We start from the raw sequence: 16,110 nt of genomic DNA, 5'->3' as shown, positions 1-16,110 counted from the left end.
CTCGTACCCCTTTCGAATTACATCCGAAATCAGTCCAGCCTTCCGCTCCCCGCCGCCGAGCGAAAGTCAGCCAGGGGTCGCCCGCAATTTACGGCCGGGCGTGCGAATAATTCTCGCCGCCGCACTGAGACCCGATGAAATGGGGGCTCCATGTCAGTCGCCGGACGCGAGGTCCACACCTCGCCGACACCCGGTCCAAGACCCGCCACAACGGTCACCGCGCCGGTGCGCGGCCGGGCGCACGTCGTGCTGCCCGCCTACAACGAGGCCGCGTCGCTGCCGTCGTTGCTGCGCCGCATCGCCGAGGTGAGCCGCACCGAGCGGGTCACGGCCTGGGTCGTCGACGACGGGTCGTCGGACGGGACCGCTGACGTGGTCGACGCGATCGACGTGGCGGGCCTGGACGTCCGGCTGGTGCGCCACCCGGTGAACCTCGGCCTGGGCCAGGCAGTCCAAACCGGACTGAAGGCGGCGTTGAGCGACGCCGAGGAGGACGACTTCATCGTCGTCATGGACGCCGACGACACACACGACCCCGCGCTGATCACCAAGCTGGGCAACGAGATCCTCGCCGGGGCCGACGTGGTGATCTGCTCCCGGTTCGTCGACGGCGGTGACGACAAGACCGCCCCGCTGTTCCGCCGGATGCTCTCGCGCGGTGCCGCCGTGCTGTTCCGCCGCGTGCTCGGGCTGGTCGACGTGCACGACTTCACGAGCGGCTTCCGCGCCTACCGGGTGAGCCTGCTGACCCGCGCCAGCACGCACTGGGGCGAGCGGCTCGTCGAGGAGCGCGGATTCGCCTGCATGGTCGAGCTGCTGCTCAAGCTCCGGCACTGCCACCCGGTGATCACCGAGGTGCCGCTGGAGCTGCGCTACGACCGCAAGCAGGGCCCCAGCAAGCTGAAGCTGCGCCGCACGATCGTGCAGTACGTCCGGCTGCTGGCGCGCGACCGGCTCACCCCGGCCCCGTACCGGGAGCTGTGATGACCACGGTCGTGATCGGCGGCGGCATCTGCGGCCTCGCCGTGGCGCACCGCCTCGCCCGCGCCGGCACGCCGGTGACGTTGCTGGAGGCCACCGGCCAGCTCGGTGGCCTCGGCACGTTCTTCCCGTGGCACGACAGGTGGCTGGAGCGCTTCTACCACTGCGTGATGCCGACGGACGACGATCTGCTGGCCCTGCTGGGAGAGGTCGGGCTGCGCGACGACGTCCGCTGGGAGCGCACCAGCATGGGCATGATCGTCGAGGGCCGCCACTACCCGTTCAACTCGGCCCTGGACCTGATGCGATTCACCGCATTGGGTGTCGTCGACCGCATCAGGTTCGGCGCGGTGTCGGTGCTGCTGCGCAGGCTCGGCAAGGGCAAGGACCTCGACAACCTGCGCACCGAGGACTGGTTGCGCGGCCTGTACGGCGACCGGGTCTGGCGTGATCTCTTCGGTCCCCTGTTCGGGTCGAAGTTCGGTGCGGCGTTCGGCGACGTGCCCGCGTTGTACCTGTGGCAGCGGCTGGGCAGGGAGAGCAACGTCGCCGTGCGCGGCTATCCGCGCGGCGGCTACAAGTCGATCATCGACGCGCTGCGGGCCTCGATCGAGGCGCACGGCGGGATCGTGCGCACGTCCGCTCCGGTCCGGGTGGTGCGCAACGGAATCATCGAGCTCGACGGCGAGACGATCGAGGCCGACCGGATCGTGTCCACGCTGCCGCTGCCCGCGTTGCGGCAGGTGGCCGACGCCGAGCTGGCACCGCTGCTGCCGCAGGTGAGCCTGCGGTACCAGGGCGTCGTGAACGCGCTGTTCGTGCTGCGTCAGCCGTTGTCCGGCCACTACTGGACGCCGGTGCTGCGGTCGGGCACCGAGTTCGACGGCGTCGTCGAGATGTCACCGCTCACCGGGCCGGTCGACGGGCGGCACCTCGCGTACGTCATGCGCTACACCGACCGGGACTCCGCGCTGTTCTCCGAGGACGAGCACGCGATCGCCGCCAGGTGGACCGAGCAGCTGCGGTTGCTGCACCCCGGCGCGGATGTCGAGGAGGTGCACGTCTTCCGCGCGCCGTTCGTGGAACCCGTCTACCCGGTGGGATACCTCGCCCAGCAGCCTGCGGTGGAGGTGGCGGGCACGCGGCTGCTGCTCGCCACCACCGCGCACGTCTACCCCTCGGTGACGAGCTGGAACTCCAGTGCCGGGCTGGCGAACCGGGTGTCGGAGACCATCCTGCGCACCGCGGCCTCGATGAGCCCGGACGGCGAACCGGTGCCGTAGGGCGACGCGATGCCGGCCAGCCGGGTGCGGTGCCCGCTCACGTCGTCGAGCCACTTGAGCACCTCGGCCCGCACTCGGGGGCCCGGCGGCACGAGCGTGCCGAACGTGCCCTCGATCTCGGGCCGTTCGGTGCTGCGGCGGACGACGACGACCGGCCGTTTGAGGACGCTGACCTCCTCCTGCACGCCACCGGAGTCGGAGACGAGCACGGCAGCCCAGCGCGCGAGCGACAGGAAGTCCTTGTACGACTGGGGTTCGAGGACGTGCAGCCCGGCGAGCAACCGGCCGAGGCCGAACGCCGCGACCTGCTTCGCGGTGCGCGGGTGCAGCGGCAGCACGACCGGCAACGGCAGCCCGGCGAGCTCGCCGAGGATCGTGCCGAGGTTCTCCCGGCAGTCGACGTTCTCCGGCCGGTGGATCGTGGCGAGCACGTACGAATCCGCTTCGAGCCCCAGCCCGGCGATCAGCGCCCGCGACTCGTCGGCGCCGGGAAGGGCTTCCTCCAGCGCTTCCACGACCGTGTTGCCGGTGACGGTGATCCGGTCCGCGGCAACGCCCTCCGCCACCAGGTTGGTGAAGTTGATCGGCGTCGGGGCGCAGCAGAGGTCGGCGAGGTGGTCGATGGCGACCCTGTTGTGCTCCTCCGGCATCGCCCGGTCGTAGCTGCGCAGGCCCGCCTCGACGTGCACCAGCGGCACGTCGTTCGCGTTGGCGGCCAACGCACCCGCGAGCGCGGAGGTCGTGTCGCCCTGCACGATCACCACATCGGGTGGTTCTTCGGCGAAGTGCGCGTCCAGTGCCGCCACGGCGTTGCCCAGCTGCGCGCCCCGGCGCCCGCCGCCGAGGCCCAGCTCGACGAAGCTGCCCGGTTCCGCGATGTCCTGGCGGATGCGCGAGTACATCGACTGGTCGTAGTGCTGTCCTGTGTAGACGACGGTGGCGTCCTCGCCGAACCGGCGGATGAGCGGAGCGAGCTTGATCAGTTCGGGCCTCGTGCCGCACACCAGGGTGATGGAGCCTCTTCTCACCGGCCGCACACTAGTTCTCGGCACGCCTGTTTCCGTTGTCCTGTCAGTCGATCGGGTGAGGCGTTGTGTCGATGGTGAGAGAAACCGTTGCAGCGCAACTAATGTGTGACGGTGTTCAAGAGACCCGTCGCGGTGGTCATCGCCGCGATCACCGCTTCCGCACTCACCGCGTCGTCCCACGCCGCCACGCCGATGCTGCCCGACCTGAGGCAGGCTCCCGTCGGCTGCCCTGGCGGATACGACGGCGACGCGAGCAAATGCGAGGCCTGGGACGTCTGCCTGGTGACCGACCCGTCCTCGCCGGGTGGCCCCTGCGTCGACGAGGGCGACATCAGGGCGGTGCGCCTCAGGTTCACCACTTCGGTGGACAACATCGGCGACGGACCGTTCCTCGTGCACGCCCACCGCGACAGCACCGCCCAGCCGCGCATGGCCGTGCGCCAGGCGATTCAGTCCGATGTGGACGGACCGATCCCGATGACGTTCGCCGAGGCGCAGCACCACACCTCCACCTGGTCGTACTACGAGCCGGCCGCCGCCCACGAGCACTGGCACCTGATGGGCTTCGAGTACTTCCAGCTGCGGACCCCGTCCGGCGAGACGGTCGTGACCGACCGCAAGAACGGCTTCTGCCTGGGCGACCGCTACACCAACGCCGACGCGGGATCGCTGGCCCACCGGCCAGGCGACCGCGACAGCTACACCGGCGCGCTCGCACACGAGCTCGACGGCCACAAGTGCCAGCACCACAACCCGGAAGCGCTGGACGTGTTCTTCGGGATCTCCGTCGGCAAGGGCGACGACTACAAGTACCGGGTGGAGTTCCAGTGGCTCGACATCACCCGTGTCGCCTCCGGGATCTACGACGTCGTCACGGTCGCGAACCCCGACCGCGTGCTGCTGGAGAAGAACTACGACAACAACGCGTCGTCCATGGCCATCAAGGTGCAATGGCCGGGCGGCGCGACGCACGCACCGGAGAAGATCACCCGGCCGCCCGTGGTGAAGCTGCTGCGCGGGTGCCCCGGCAAGATCCGTTGCGCCGGCGAGCCCTGGCGCGGGTCGCGTTAGCCGTCAGAATCGGCTGATGTCCTATGTGATCGGTGGACGGCCGGTGGCCGACCGGCTCGCCGTGGAGATGCCCTCGTTCGTGCGGCAGGTGCTCGCGGAGATCGTCGAACGCGTGCCCGCGTACCGGCAGCTGCCAGCCGAGGAGCTGTCCGGCGACATCGCGCGCGTCACCGAGCACGCGCTGCGGGCGTTCGCCGCGGTGCTCGGTTCCGGGCAGCTGCCGTCCGAGGAGGAGCTGCGGTTCCTGCGCGAGTCGGCGGCACGTCGAGCCGAGGAGGGTGTGCCGATCGACGTGGTGCTCACCGCGTACCACGTGGGCATCCAGGTCGTGTGGGAGGCGCTGGTGCCGCAGGCGCGGCCGGAGGAGGTCGGCGACGTGTTGCGGCTCAACGCGTTGGCGCTGCGATACCTCCAGCTCGTGACGCCGGTGGTGAGCGCGGGGTATCTCGACGAGCGGCAGACGATGTTCGACGACGAGCGGTCCGCACGGCACACGTTGCTGGCGGAGCTGCTCGCGGGCACGCGTGAGGCGTCCGGGCCGCACGTCGTGCTGGCGCTGCACGTTCCGCCGCACCCCGACGAGCTGCTCGACGGTGTCGACGCGGTGATCGCGGCCCGCCGCAAGCTGAGGAGGCTGCGCACGGAGCTGGAACGGCACAGCCGCGAGCCGGTGCTGTCGTCGCTCACCCCGGACGGCGGCATCGCGTTGCTGCCCGGCGAGGACGAGCGGGTGGACCGGATCGTGGCGGACGTGGCCCGTGCCGCGGGAGTTCCGTTGACGGTGGCGGCGGTCGCGGCCCCGCCCTCCGGGATCGCGGCCGCCGCCGGGCTCGCGCGGGAAGTGCTCGACGTCGCGGTGCGGGCCGGTGAGCCGGGCGTGTACCGGCTCACCGACGTCCTGCTGGAGTACCAGCTGTCCAGGCCGAGCGCGGCGCTGGAACCGCTCGCCGCCGTCGTGGCGCCGTTGTCCGGCGAACTGGTGCAGACGCTGGAGGTCTACCTCCGGCGCGGGTCACGACGGCCTGCCGCGACCGAGCTGCACGTGCACCCCAACACCGTGGACTACCGGTTGCGCCGGGTCGCAGAGCTGACCGGACTCGACCCGACGCGGATCGAGCACGTCACGCTGCTGGCTGCCGCGCTTGCTGCACGGCGAGCGCGACCGTAGCGCCGAACGCGGCCATGCCGGCGGCGTTCGGGTGCAGCGGCGCGGCGATGGAGGTCGGAACCAGGCCCTCCAGGTACCGGTCCGCGGGCGCGGCACAGGTGTCGTGCCCGACGCTGACCGCCGCGAGATCGACGAACGTCGCGCCGCGCTTGACCGCCTCGGCCTTGGCGGTGGCGCTCAGCAGGTTCACCGAAGCCTGCAGGTAGTCACCGTCACGAGCCCAGATCGGCTGGACCGGATGGCACCCGCCGGGCCGGATGTACGTGCCGTAGCCCGTGACCACGATCTGCGCGTGCGGCGCGCGCCGCTTGATCTCGTCCAGCGCCGCACCGAACTCGGGCGCCCACTTCTCGACGGCCGCGGCCACCTGGTCGCCGTTCGCCGTCAGCCGGTCCTTGCACGAAAGGCCGACAGGCTCCGGGAACAGGTTGATGCAACTCAACGCGGTCTGCACGAGCCCGACGTCGTTGCCGCCGATGGTGATCGACACGAGGTCGGTGCTCGGCTTCAACGCGTCGTACTGCGGCGCCACGAACCCGAACTGCCGCCCGCTGAAGTCCTCGGTCTTGGCCCCGGAACAGGTCACGTCGGTGAGCTGGGCCCCGAGCTTCTTCGCGGCCACCCGCGGGTAGTTCTGGTCGCTGCGCAGGCACCACAGCGCCGGGTCCTGGTTCGGGATCAGCGGACCGGCCGCCGCCGAGTCACCCATCGCCACGTACTCGAGTGTGTCCGCGTGTGCGGCGGTTGTTCCAGCGACCAATGCCGCGACGAACGCCAACCCGGCCACGATTCGCATCCCGAACCTCCAACATCATCGTCAGGTCAGCTCATCGTGGTGGCTCAGGTCACTGCCGCGCGTTGGACGTTGCCCAGACTCACCCCGTCGTGTTTGTGACAGATGACAATGGGCCCCGTGACTCCTGGGGATCTGCTCGCTCTGGCCACGCAGTCGTGCGTGGACGCCGCCAAGCTGCTGCACGAGGCTCGCGTCGACGTCGCCCTGAAGGGCACGTTCGATCAGGTCAGCTCGGCCGATCTGGAGGTGGAGACGTTCCTGCGCGCCTCGTTGACGGCCGGTGCCCCCGGCTCGGCGGTGGTCGGCGAGGAGCTCGGGTCGTCGTCCGCGCGGATCACCTGGTACGTCGACCCGATCGACGGCACGCGGAACTTCGTGCGCGGCATACCGTTGTCCTGCATCTCGGTGGCGGCCGCCGTCGACGGCTCGCTGGTCGCGGGCTGCGTGCTGGACCCGTTCCGCGACGAGCTCTTCACCGCCGCGCTGGACGTGCCCTTCTCGGTCCGCTCGTCCGGCCTGACGATCACTCCGGGCGTGAGCCCGCGGCCGCTCGTGCTGACCGACATCCCGTTGCCCGGCAGCGCTTACAGCGGCGAGATGGAATTTCTCGGCGAGCTGATGACCATCGCGGACGTGCGCCGCGTGTACGTGACCGCCCTGTCGCTCGCCTGGGTCGCGGCGGGCAGGGCGGACGCGGCGGCGAACCTGGGCATCCACCCGTGGGACGTGGCGGCGGGCGCGGTCCTCGTCCGCGCGTCCGGCGGCGAGTTCGTCGACGTCGGCCGCGACGGCTTCGTGGCGGGCCGAGGTGAGATCGTGCCGTGGTTGGTCGAACGGCTGGAGGGCATCGTCTCGTGATCGATCTCAGCGGCAAGGTCGTCCTGGTCACCGGCGCGGGCGGCGGTCTGGGCGCGGGCATCGTCGCGCGGTTCGAAGCCGCCGGCGCCGTGGTCGTCCGCCACCGCGGCCGCGCGGACGGCGACCTGCGCACCTCGGCTGTTCGCGTGGTCGCCGACGCGGCTGCTGTGCACGGGAGGCTGGACGCGGTCGTCAACAACGCGGGCGTGCAACCCGTGGAACCGTTGCCGGACATGACTGTTGCGCAGTGGCAGTCCGTTGTGGACACCAACCTGACCGGCCCGTTCGCCGTCACCCAGGCGGCAGTGCGTTTTCAGGTCAGCTCGATCACGCACATCGCGTCCATCGAGGGCTCGCACCCGGCACCGGGCCACGCCCACTACGCCGCCTCGAAGGCCGCGCTGATCATGCACGCCCGTGCGGCGGCCCTGGAGTACGGCCCGCGCGGCATCCGCGTGAACACCGTCTCGCCAGGGCTGATCTCCCGGCCGGGCATCTCCTCGGAGTGGCCGGAAGGTGTTGCGCGGTGGGAGGCGGCGGCGCCGTTGCGGCGGCTGGGCACGCCGGAGGACGTCGGCAACGCGTGCGTGTTCCTGGCGAGCGACCTGGCGTCGTGGATCACGGGCCACGACCTGGTCGTCGACGGCGGCGTGACGGCCCGTCCGACCTGGTGACCCGGCAAACAAGCTTGCCACCCCCTGCCAAAGTCTGCCACTATTTGCCATACTCTGCCGAAACCCGCCAGTGGAGTTGCCGTGAGCCTGCCACGTTGGAACGACCCGAGGCTCAACCTGGGCTCGATGGTGCGGGTCGCCCTGTGGTTGGCCACGGAGGTAGGCCAGGGCAACACGTTCACGCAAAAGGATCTACGGGACGCGTTCCCAGGGGTCGCGCAGATCGCTCGACGGATGCGAGACCTGCGTGATTACGGCTGGGTTCTCGAAACGAGCAGGGAAGACCCGACGCTGTCGACCGAGGAACTCCGACTCACGACGATCGGAACTCCAGTCTGGAACGCCCAGGAACGCCGCACCGCACAACTAGTCCGCGCCGCACCGCCGTTCAGCGCGACACAAGAGCGTGTGCACCGCAGGTCGGTACAGCCATCCGACCCCGACGCGGTGCGAAAGCAGGTCGCCGCCCTGCCGCACGACGACAAGGTTCTGGTTCTCGCGTGGCTCGTGAAGGGCCGTCGCGACCACACGCCCGCCGAACAGGCCTTCAACGCGGCACAGGCGCTGCCGCCGGAGGCTCGCCAGGCGCTCATGACCCAGCTCGCCGACGACCTCGTCGGCCAGATCAAGGAGACCCGACCGATGACCGACTGAGGTGCGGCGGCCGCGTTCTTGCACAACGCGACCGCCGCGATCGCGAAACCACCCCGACCGCTCGTCAGAGAAGGAAATCCGCGTGCCCAACCCTAACCCGCACCGCCCGCCGCAGCGGCGGACGACCTTCTGGGACCTGCTCGATCGGCGTGAGCCGTTCCGCCGGCTCCTGCTGCTCCTGATCACCTTGGGGATCATCACGCTGGCGCTGACCCACGGGCCGGAAGCGGTTCCCGTGCTGCTGAGCCGATGACGAACGAGGTAGTGGCAGGCCGGAGCCCCGGCCTGCCACTACCTCACACCCCAACCGTGCGTCCCGAACGCGTACCCAGCGACATTGGCGAGCCCGGACGCCGGCGTGCTCGATCAGTCCGGCCCGGCAGGTCGTCGAGTCGGAACCAGCGCACGCCAGAGCACTTCTCAAGCCTTCCAACGCCGTGACGAAAACCACACCGCTCGACACGCCGGGGCCAAACAAGCCACTGCGGAACGCCCGGCACGGCTGGGTGCGCTCCCATGCCCCTTGACCTGCTGCGACGATATCCGACCAAGATCACTCAGGTCAGCGTCCACCTGACGATGACCATGATCAACTTCTGGTTACTCTCCGGCTCCCCTCCAAGCTCCTTTCGGAGGTAGCGGGTACCGCCGAACGGGGCGGCAAAGCCGTGCCGAGGAAGCGCAAAATGCCTGTTCAGGCACCACATCCACGATGGTGCCCCCGACGGGATTCGAACCCGTACTGTGATCCTTTTAAGGGACCTGCCTCTACCGATTGGGCTACGGGGGCGACGGGGAGCCTAGGCCTTGATCGTCGGCTTGTGTGAGCGGATGGTCTTTTCTCGCCCGCACGGCCCAGCGAATTGGACTAGAGCGAGCAATTCGGTAAGCGTCGAACGGACCCGAACATCAGCGTGCCCTCCCCGCGCCGAGCAGCTCCTTGAAGCGCAGCGCCACCCAGTCGTGCACGGCCGCGGAGACCGAGTTGTCGCCCGCGCGGTGCTCGAACCAGCGCCAGTCGCAGTTGACGTTGATCTCCAGGAACACGTGGTCGGTGCCCGTGACGAGCAGGTCGAAGGCCGCCACCTGGACGCGCCAGTGCCTGGCCAGCGCGAGCAGGCGGTCCGACAGGGAGGAGGAGATCGACGTCGGCGTCACGCGGACGGCGTCGGGGTCGACCCACAGCTGGGCGGGGTCGAGCTTGTCGACCTGGTAGGCCAGGCACCGCTCGCCCACGACGAACACGCGCAGTTCGGTGTCGGACGGCACGTACTCCTGCACGATCACGGGTGCGGGCTCGGGGGCGTCGGAGGCGCGGGACGTCTCCAGAGGGCGCGGGAACAGGCCGTGTTGCACGCCGGGGCGTGGCTCGAGCAGATGGCGGCCTGCGGTCTTCACGATGCAATGGGCGCCGCCTGGGCGCGTACGGCCTGGACGGGTCGTCACGGCCGTGCGTGGCACACGCAAGCCGAAAGCAGATGCGTCGGAAAGCTGCGTCAAACGGTCCAGGTGCGTCGAAAAGCGCGACGGGTTCACGTGGGCCCAGTCGGAGCGGGAGGACAGCCAGTTGGCCGCTGAGGCCCACTGGTCGACCGCGTAGGCGCCGGCGAGGGTTCCCGGCTCCACGGGGACCGCGGAGAGCTCGAAGTGGCGGCGCCAGACCAGCAGGGGGCGCAGCAGCCAGCGGTCGAGTTCGATCAGGGGCTGGTCGGTGTAGACCGACAGCGGGAGGTCGACGCAGCGGTCGGCGTCGATGCGGGCCATGCGGATGCCGCGTTCGGCCAGTGCGATGGAAAGCTCGTTCATCTCCATGTCGGCGGCGCGCGCCAGCACGAGGACGCACGGCTGCGGGTTGCCGTCGCCCTCGTCGACCATGCCGAGGCGGTGCACCTGTTCCTGGAAGTCCAGGCACTTGGGCGGCGAGCGGAAGAGGTAGTCCTGGCCCTGCAGCAGCAACGGCCTGGCAGCCTCGGACGGGGCACCCGGCACCCGCCCGTCAGCCGACCTGCTCAATCGTCCTTCTTGCTGCGGAAACTCTTCCCCGCCTGCGCGTACTCTGCGGCGTACTGCGCCAACGCGGGGTCCTCGATCTCGCCACGACGAAGCTGTGCGGCCAGCTCCTCGAGAGACATCGGGATCACCTCTCTCCCCACACAGGCGAATCACGCATTCAGGTGATGCACCAGCGGTAGTCTCTGGTTCACGTAACGCAATGTCAAGGCAGCCCTGTGAGCTTTACTCCGATTGGGCGCTTAAGTTCCGCCTCCGGACCAACGAAGTGCCCCGAACGTGATAACGCTCGGGGCACCTCACCACTCACACAGAGTAAACAATCAGCAGTGACACTTCTAGAAGCGGTCGGACGTTGTCGACACACGAGAAAAGCGCTCGTGTGTCGACAACGTCAGCTCTGGACAGCGCGGTCGAACTCCGACTTCGGGTCGTTGATCTGACCGAGCGCGACGACCTCGCGACCGTAGAACAGCGCCTGCGTCCAGTCCATCAGCACGCGCAGCTTGCGGTTCACGGTCGGCATGAACGCCACGTGGTAGCTGCGGTGCATGAACCACGCCGGCAGGCCCTTGAAGCGCAGGCCGAACACGTCCGCGACGCCCTTGTAGAGGCCGAGGCCCGCAACCGAGCCGAGGTACTTGTGGAAGTAGTCCTTCGGCTTCTGGCCGCGCAGCGACGCGACGATGTTCTTGGCGAGCAGCTTCGACTGACGGATGGCGTGCTGCGCGTTGGGCACGCACGTCGCCGTCGGGTCCTCCTCGATGCGCGAGAGGTCCGGCACCGCGGAGCAGTCACCGGCGGCCCACACGCCGTCGAGGCCCTGGACCTGCATGGCGGCGGTGCACCGGACGCGGCCGCGCTCGTCGAGCGGGAGGTCCGTGTTGCGCAGCACCGGGTTCGCCTTCATGCCGGCGGTCCAGATGATGGTGTCGGAGTCGAACTCGGTGCCGTCGTCGAGAACGACGTGACCGTTCTCCAGCGACTTCACGCGGGTGTCGAGGTAGATCTTGATGCCGCGCTTCTCGAGCGCCTCGACGGTCCACGCGCCGAGCTTCGCGGACACCTCGGGCATGATCCGGCCGGCGGCCTCGACCAGGACCCAGTTCATCTCTTCGGGCTTGATGCCCTCGTAGTACCGAAGCGCATACCGCGTCATGTCCTCGAGCTCGGCGAGCGTCTCGATGCCAGCGAAGCCACCGCCGATGACGACGAAGCTGAGCAGGCGCTTGCGCAGGTCCGCATCGTTCGTGCTGGCGGCCTGGTCGAGGCGCGAGAGCACGTGGTTGCGGACGTAGATCGCCTCACCGATCGTCTTCATGCCGATGCCGACCTCGGCCAGGCCGGGGATCGGGAGCGTGCGGGAGATCGCACCCAGCGCGGAGACGAGCACGTCGTACTCGATCTCCTCGACGTGGCCGTCCGACAGCTCGGCGGTCACGGTCTTGCGCGCGTGCTCGATCTTGGTGACGCGGCCGGTGACGACGTGGCAGCGCTTGAGCACCTTGCGCAGGGGGGCGACGACGTGGCGCGGCTCGATGGAGCCGGCCGCCGCCTCAGGCAGGAAGGGCTGGTAGGTCATGTGCGGCTGCGGGTCGATGACGGTGACAGATGCCTCACCGGAGCGCAGTTTCTTCTGCAGTCCGAGAGCCGTGTACATCCCGACGTACCCACCGCCGACAATCACGATCCGCGTGGGTTGCGACTTCACAGCAGCCATACACATATGGTTGCACCGAGACCCCTTTTTTCGCGCGTCCAAGTGGCCCGTTGTGACTACCGTCGCCAGGTGATGCGCAACACCCAGCCGGGTGACCTGGGCTTCAGGGTGAACGCGAGCCAAACTCGCTGAGAGGAGCGATTCAGATCCTCAGCGCCACGACCGCGATCACGACCGTCAGAGCCCCCAGTCCGAGGAGCTCGACAACCCCGGTGGGAGGCCCGGACGGGACGATCGCGGCGAACGCCGCGACAAGGAATGAGATCGCCTGGACAATGGCGAACCGGCGTGCCGGAGCTTTCAGAGCGACGAGCTCGATTTTCGTTTTCACCGGAACGACCGCCGCGAGTGCGGACGTCACGTGAATGAGGTGCAGCGCCGGGATCATGAGCAGGACCCCGAGCCGCAGCGGATGCCCCTCACCGAACGCCATCGCGACCGCCGCGTAGCCGATCAGCAACGCCGGCCCCGCGCTGCCCGGCATCAGCACCGACACCACCGTCAACGCCACGACGATGACCAACGGCGTGATCGTCTCCGACTCCAGGTGCAGGATCAGCGCCACGGGCAACGCCGCGAGCACGATCGCCAGTCGCATCAGCATTCCCGCGTCACCGCCACCCCGTGCTCTGCCATGCGGCGCAGCCGCAGCCGGTGCTCCGCCGCGATCATCTCGGCGGCGACCTCACCCCACGGCGTCTCCTGATCGGGTTTCAGGGGCAACGGCAGCGTGTTGATCGCCAGCACCACGTGACCGTGCTTGCGGGTCTGCACGGCCAGCTCGGCGATCTCGTCGTCTAGGAACGGCGACAGCAGCACGACCACGCTCCCGTGCGGCAGCTTCCGCAACGCCACGCGGGACGCCCACCCTGCCGCCTGCACGCACACGACGAGCTGCGTGCGGATGCGCATCAGGTGCCGCCTGCCGACGCCGGAGCGAACGTTGAGCTGCGGCCGGCTCAGGTCCATCAACGCCACCCGGTCGCCCTGCCTGAGGTAGCCCGCCGCCATCGACGCCGCCCGCCGCACCGCGCGGTCCAGGCTGCCGTCCGGGCGCGTCGTGGACCCGTAATGGGGAGACGACCACTCCGCCACGTCCGCACCGACGTCCGTCCTGGTGTCGATCGCCAGCACGATCTCCGCGTCGGCCTCGGCGTGCCGCTCGCGGACGTGGAGGGTGCCGGTGCGGGTGGTGACGCGCCAGTCGATGCGCTTGAGCTTGTCGCCCGGCTGGAACGCCCTGATGTCGCGCAGTTCCGTCGAGTCGCCCGCGCGTGGTGAGCGGTGGATGCCGACCAGACCGGCGGGGCGTGGCGGCAGCGGTCCGGACGGGTGGTGCTCGACCGGCGGCAGGATCGTGCGGACGTGCTCGGTGCCGACGATCGGGCCGTAGACGTGCATGCCGTCCGGTCCGGCGAAGAGGTGGTCCAGGCGGAGGTCGATGCCTGGCCCCCACGCGTCGCGCCGGATCTCCACCGGCAGGTCGGGCGAGTGCGCGGGGACGGCCCGCGGGCCACCCGGCAGCTTGATCACCGCGATCTCCGCGTCCGCGCCGTCGACGTGCGCGACGGTGTGCACGATCCCCGCGCCCGCTCCTCGCGGCACCGGACGGACCTTCACCTCCGGCGTGCCCTTCGGTTTGTGCGTGAGCAACACGGAAAGGATCAGCGGGACGCCGAACAGCACCAGCTCGACCTGGTGCAGGAACATCCCGGCGACGACGAGCCCGGCACCGAGCCAGACGGCGCGCGAGTACGCGTCCGTGGGGTGCCAGTGCGCGCCGTGGGACTCGGCGAACGCCTCCCTGATCCTGTCGGCCCTGCTCATGAGCTGGGCGGGCCCGGAACCTTGCCGAGCAGCTCGGTGACGACCTGCACGCCGCTCACGCCGGACGTCCACGTCTCCGGCTTCATCACCAGCCGGTGCGCGAGCACGGCGACCGCGCACTCCTTGACGTCCTCCGGCGTCACGTACGACCGTCCGTCCAAAGTGGCCAGTGCACGGGCCACGAGGACCAACGCCTGCGCACCTCGTGGTGACGCACCGACCTCGACCGACGGGTGCTTCCGCGTCGCGACGGCCAGATCGACGCAGTACCGGAGGAGATCGTCGTCCACTGTGGTCTGTTCGAGCTCGGCCTGCAGCTCGGCCAGCCGTCCCTGCGCGAGGACCGGCGGCACCTCGGTCTCCTCCCGCTGCCGCGCGATTCGCCGCCGCAGGACCTCGACCTCTTCCGCCGCGGGCGGATAACCGATGTCCAGCCGCACGAGGAACCGGTCGAGCTGCGCCTCCGGCAACGGGTAGGTGCCCTCGTACTCGACCGGGTTCGACGTCGCGAGCACGTGGAACGGCCTGGGCAGCCCGAACGTGCGGCCCTCGACCGTGACCTGCCGTTCCTGCATGGCCTCCAGCAACGCGGACTGCGTCTTGGGCGGCGTTCGGTTGATCTCGTCGGCCAGCAGCAGCCCGGTGAACACGGGTCCCTGGTGGAACTCGAACTCGCGGCTGCCGGGGTCGTAGAGGAACGACCCGGTGACGTCCGCCGGCAGCAGGTCCGGCGTGCACTGCAGGCGGCGGAACTCCAGGCTGAGCGCCTGCGCGAGCGACCGCGCGATCAGCGTCTTGCCGAGTCCCGGCACGTCCTCCAGCAGCACGTGCCCGCCCGCCAGCACGGCCGCGAGCGCGAGCCGCACAGTTCGCGTGCGCCCGACGACCACCTTGCCGATCTCGTCGAGAACGGCCTTGGCCTCCAGTGCGACGGTCACTCGACCCTCCTGAGCTTGTCGGCGAGTTCCTCCTGGCCGGGCATCTCGGACGCCTCGATCCCCAGTCGTTGCAGCCTGGCGCGGAACCGTTCCTGGTAGCGCCGCGGGTTCTCGGCCGCCTCGGCGAGCCTGCTCGCGAGCGTGCTGGCGTGGGCGGTGCTGATGGTGCCGGGCGGCGGCGGTTCCGGGCTCCACACGATGTCGGTGGCGCGCGGCAGCCTGGTGATCAGCACGCCGAACGCGGTCGGCGGCACGGCGAGCGCGGCCGCCCAGAACGGTTCGGCGCCGAGGAACCAGATGACGACGCCGATGATCACCCCGACTCCCAGGGCCAGCGCGGTTTTCATGCGAGCTCCCGGATGATGCGGCCCAGTTCCTGTTGCGCTGCTTCGGCTTGCTCGGCCGTCACGTCCTCGTGCCCGAAGCGCGCTCGCTGGTAGAGGTTCCTGAGCACCGTCGCGTCGACGCCGAGCTTCTCGGTGAACTCGGTGGGCGTCTGGTGCGGCTGGCGCGGCTCTGCCTCCTCGAGCGCGAGCCAGGCGGCGATCACGGCGTCCCGCGGCGGCCGTTGCGGGTGGTTCGTGAACTCCTGCAACGCCTTCTCGACGCGCTGGACCGCTGATGCGGACGCGCCGATCTCGAAGTCCTCGATCTCCACCCCGCGCACGCCGCGGCGGCGCCAGCGGGGCAGCTGAAGCGCGAGGACGAGCCCGACCAGTCCGAACAGGACCAGCCCGGCGAGCAGCAGCAGGTACACCGTGAACGGCGCGGCGATCACCGCCGGCAGCTCCTGCGGAATCGGCACTTCCAGCGTCTGCTGGCCGTGCTGCGGCGGCGGCCGGTCCTCCAGGCGGTTGACGAGCGTGACCGGCGACGAACCGCTGGCCGCGACGACGACGATCAGCAACGCCGCCACCGCCACCCCGGCTCGCAACCACCTCATGCGGATCAGCCTTACACGGTTCGGCACCGTTCGGATGATCCTTTGGCCAACTTGCGGGTGTGGCACTCAGGCTGAAGCCGGCCGAACGCGTGTGGAACCACGTCCACCGGCCGTTGACGTCGAGCGTTCAGCTCTCATGACCCGGCGTCCGGCGGCTGC

At 69.6% G+C, this 16,110-nt stretch carries 18 protein-coding genes and 1 tRNA gene; 8 read left to right on the top strand and 11 right to left on the bottom strand.

Features of this window, described 5'->3' with window-relative positions; all coding sequences use genetic code 11:
• Positions 1 to 150 precede the first annotated feature (150 nt).
• Together IEZ09_RS34485 and IEZ09_RS34480 are read left to right on the top strand one after the other, a co-directional pair.
• A complete protein-coding gene (locus IEZ09_RS34485) occupies positions 151 to 984 on the top strand; it encodes a glycosyltransferase (RefSeq protein ID WP_189257995.1) in 834 nt (277 codons plus the stop codon).
• The gene (locus tag IEZ09_RS34480) at positions 984 to 2,264 is read left to right on the top strand and encodes an FAD-dependent oxidoreductase (RefSeq protein WP_189257994.1); all 1,281 of its coding nucleotides are present in this window, start codon (positions 984 to 986) and stop codon (positions 2,262 to 2,264) included. Before IEZ09_RS34485 ends, IEZ09_RS34480 begins: the two co-directional genes overlap by 1 nt.
• Here the strand turns inward: IEZ09_RS34480 and wecB are convergent.
• Positions 2,153 to 3,292, bottom strand: a complete 1,140-nt coding sequence (gene wecB / locus IEZ09_RS34475; RefSeq protein ID WP_229813225.1) for a non-hydrolyzing UDP-N-acetylglucosamine 2-epimerase — start codon at positions 3,290 to 3,292, stop codon at positions 2,153 to 2,155. The two genes, IEZ09_RS34480 and wecB, sit on opposite strands and share 112 nt — an antisense overlap.
• Positions 3,293 to 3,403: 111 nt before the next feature.
• On the opposite strand from wecB, the gene IEZ09_RS34470 reads away from it, so the two are divergent.
• Together IEZ09_RS34470 and IEZ09_RS34465 are read left to right on the top strand one after the other, a co-directional pair.
• On the top strand, positions 3,404 to 4,363 hold the full coding sequence (locus IEZ09_RS34470) for a lysyl oxidase family protein (RefSeq protein ID WP_229813224.1): 960 nt from the start codon (positions 3,404 to 3,406) through the stop codon (positions 4,361 to 4,363).
• Positions 4,364 to 4,379: 16 nt separating this feature from the next.
• Entirely contained in the window at positions 4,380 to 5,531 is a 1,152-nt protein-coding gene (locus tag IEZ09_RS34465; RefSeq protein ID WP_189257992.1) for a PucR family transcriptional regulator, read from the top strand.
• Here the strand turns inward: IEZ09_RS34465 and IEZ09_RS34460 are convergent.
• Positions 5,485 to 6,327 (bottom strand): SGNH/GDSL hydrolase family protein, encoded by an 843-nt coding sequence (locus IEZ09_RS34460; protein WP_189257991.1) that lies wholly within the window; start codon positions 6,325 to 6,327, stop codon positions 5,485 to 5,487. The two genes, IEZ09_RS34465 and IEZ09_RS34460, sit on opposite strands and share 47 nt — an antisense overlap.
• A gap of 117 nt (positions 6,328 to 6,444) precedes the next feature.
• On the opposite strand from IEZ09_RS34460, the gene IEZ09_RS34455 reads away from it, so the two are divergent.
• The 4 genes from IEZ09_RS34455 to IEZ09_RS34440 all read left to right on the top strand — a co-directional run bounded on the left by IEZ09_RS34455 (position 6,445) and on the right by IEZ09_RS34440 (position 8,766).
• The gene (locus tag IEZ09_RS34455; RefSeq protein WP_189257990.1) at positions 6,445 to 7,185 is read left to right on the top strand and encodes an inositol monophosphatase family protein; all 741 of its coding nucleotides are present in this window, start codon (positions 6,445 to 6,447) and stop codon (positions 7,183 to 7,185) included.
• Positions 7,182 to 7,859 (top strand): SDR family NAD(P)-dependent oxidoreductase, encoded by a 678-nt coding sequence (locus IEZ09_RS34450; protein WP_189257989.1) that lies wholly within the window; start codon positions 7,182 to 7,184, stop codon positions 7,857 to 7,859. The genes IEZ09_RS34455 and IEZ09_RS34450 overlap by 4 nt, the downstream gene beginning before the upstream one ends.
• Positions 7,860 to 7,940: 81 nt before the next feature.
• Positions 7,941 to 8,513, top strand: a complete 573-nt coding sequence (locus tag IEZ09_RS34445) for a KpnI family restriction enzyme N-terminal domain-containing protein (protein ID WP_189257988.1) — start codon at positions 7,941 to 7,943, stop codon at positions 8,511 to 8,513.
• A gap of 82 nt (positions 8,514 to 8,595) precedes the next feature.
• Positions 8,596 to 8,766 (top strand): hypothetical protein, encoded by a 171-nt coding sequence (locus IEZ09_RS34440; RefSeq protein WP_189257987.1) that lies wholly within the window; start codon positions 8,596 to 8,598, stop codon positions 8,764 to 8,766.
• Positions 8,767 to 9,226: 460 nt separating this feature from the next.
• Here the strand turns inward: IEZ09_RS34440 and IEZ09_RS34435 are convergent.
• The 9 genes from IEZ09_RS34435 to IEZ09_RS34400 form a co-directional block, all read right to left on the bottom strand.
• Positions 9,227 to 9,303 (bottom strand) — tRNA-Leu (locus IEZ09_RS34435).
• Between the two features lie 119 nt (positions 9,304 to 9,422).
• Positions 9,423 to 10,526, bottom strand: coding sequence for an ATP-grasp domain-containing protein (locus tag IEZ09_RS34430; protein WP_229813223.1), 1,104 nt, complete (start codon positions 10,524 to 10,526; stop codon positions 9,423 to 9,425).
• Positions 10,523 to 10,645 (bottom strand): hypothetical protein, encoded by a 123-nt coding sequence (locus tag IEZ09_RS47550; RefSeq protein WP_255353474.1) that lies wholly within the window; start codon positions 10,643 to 10,645, stop codon positions 10,523 to 10,525. Before IEZ09_RS47550 ends, IEZ09_RS34430 begins: the two co-directional genes overlap by 4 nt.
• 272 nt (positions 10,646 to 10,917) lie before the next feature.
• On the bottom strand, positions 10,918 to 12,243 hold the full coding sequence (locus tag IEZ09_RS34425) for an NAD(P)/FAD-dependent oxidoreductase (protein ID WP_189257986.1): 1,326 nt from the start codon (positions 12,241 to 12,243) through the stop codon (positions 10,918 to 10,920).
• A gap of 142 nt (positions 12,244 to 12,385) precedes the next feature.
• Positions 12,386 to 12,847 (bottom strand): hypothetical protein, encoded by a 462-nt coding sequence (locus tag IEZ09_RS34420; RefSeq protein WP_189257985.1) that lies wholly within the window; start codon positions 12,845 to 12,847, stop codon positions 12,386 to 12,388.
• Complete coding sequence (locus IEZ09_RS34415; RefSeq protein WP_189257984.1) at positions 12,841 to 14,070, bottom strand: DUF58 domain-containing protein; 1,230 nt, start codon at positions 14,068 to 14,070, stop codon at positions 12,841 to 12,843. Before IEZ09_RS34415 ends, IEZ09_RS34420 begins: the two co-directional genes overlap by 7 nt.
• Positions 14,067 to 15,008 carry an AAA family ATPase gene (locus IEZ09_RS34410; RefSeq protein WP_189257983.1) on the bottom strand — a complete coding sequence of 314 codons (942 nt, stop codon included), beginning with the start codon at positions 15,006 to 15,008 and terminating at the stop codon, positions 14,067 to 14,069. The genes IEZ09_RS34415 and IEZ09_RS34410 overlap by 4 nt, the downstream gene beginning before the upstream one ends.
• Entirely contained in the window at positions 15,005 to 15,355 is a 351-nt protein-coding gene (locus IEZ09_RS34405; RefSeq protein ID WP_189257982.1) for a hypothetical protein, read from the bottom strand. The genes IEZ09_RS34410 and IEZ09_RS34405 overlap by 4 nt, the downstream gene beginning before the upstream one ends.
• Positions 15,352 to 15,951, bottom strand: coding sequence for a DUF4129 domain-containing protein (locus tag IEZ09_RS34400; protein WP_189257981.1), 600 nt, complete (start codon positions 15,949 to 15,951; stop codon positions 15,352 to 15,354). Before IEZ09_RS34400 ends, IEZ09_RS34405 begins: the two co-directional genes overlap by 4 nt.
• Positions 15,952 to 16,110 lie beyond the last annotated feature (159 nt).

The organism is Lentzea flava (genome assembly GCF_014648475.1).
Classification (GTDB): Bacteria; Actinomycetota; Actinomycetes; order Mycobacteriales; family Pseudonocardiaceae; genus Lentzea; species Lentzea flava.
This window is presented reverse-complemented; position numbering and strand designations above follow the sequence as displayed.

What these genes read in the sequence shown, in the direction of transcription:
- IEZ09_RS34485 (WP_189257995.1), top strand. Translation starts at nt 151, where the DNA reads ATGTCAGTCGCCGGACGCGAGGTCCACACCTCGCCGACACCCGGTCCA.
- IEZ09_RS34480 (WP_189257994.1), top strand. Translation starts at nt 984, where the DNA reads ATGACCACGGTCGTGATCGGCGGCGGCATCTGCGGCCTCGCCGTGGCG.
- IEZ09_RS34465 (WP_189257992.1), top strand. Translation starts at nt 4,380, where the DNA reads ATGTCCTATGTGATCGGTGGACGGCCGGTGGCCGACCGGCTCGCCGTG.
- IEZ09_RS34460 (WP_189257991.1), bottom strand. Translation starts at nt 6,327, where the DNA reads ATGCGAATCGTGGCCGGGTTGGCGTTCGTCGCGGCATTGGTCGCTGGA.
- IEZ09_RS47550 (WP_255353474.1), bottom strand. Translation starts at nt 10,645, where the DNA reads ATGTCTCTCGAGGAGCTGGCCGCACAGCTTCGTCGTGGCGAGATCGAG.
- IEZ09_RS34425 (WP_189257986.1), bottom strand. Translation starts at nt 12,243, where the DNA reads ATGGCTGCTGTGAAGTCGCAACCCACGCGGATCGTGATTGTCGGCGGT.
- IEZ09_RS34420 (WP_189257985.1), bottom strand. Translation starts at nt 12,847, where the DNA reads ATGCTGATGCGACTGGCGATCGTGCTCGCGGCGTTGCCCGTGGCGCTG.
- IEZ09_RS34415 (WP_189257984.1), bottom strand. Translation starts at nt 14,070, where the DNA reads ATGAGCAGGGCCGACAGGATCAGGGAGGCGTTCGCCGAGTCCCACGGC.
- IEZ09_RS34405 (WP_189257982.1), bottom strand. Translation starts at nt 15,355, where the DNA reads ATGAAAACCGCGCTGGCCCTGGGAGTCGGGGTGATCATCGGCGTCGTC.
- IEZ09_RS34400 (WP_189257981.1), bottom strand. Translation starts at nt 15,951, where the DNA reads ATGAGGTGGTTGCGAGCCGGGGTGGCGGTGGCGGCGTTGCTGATCGTC.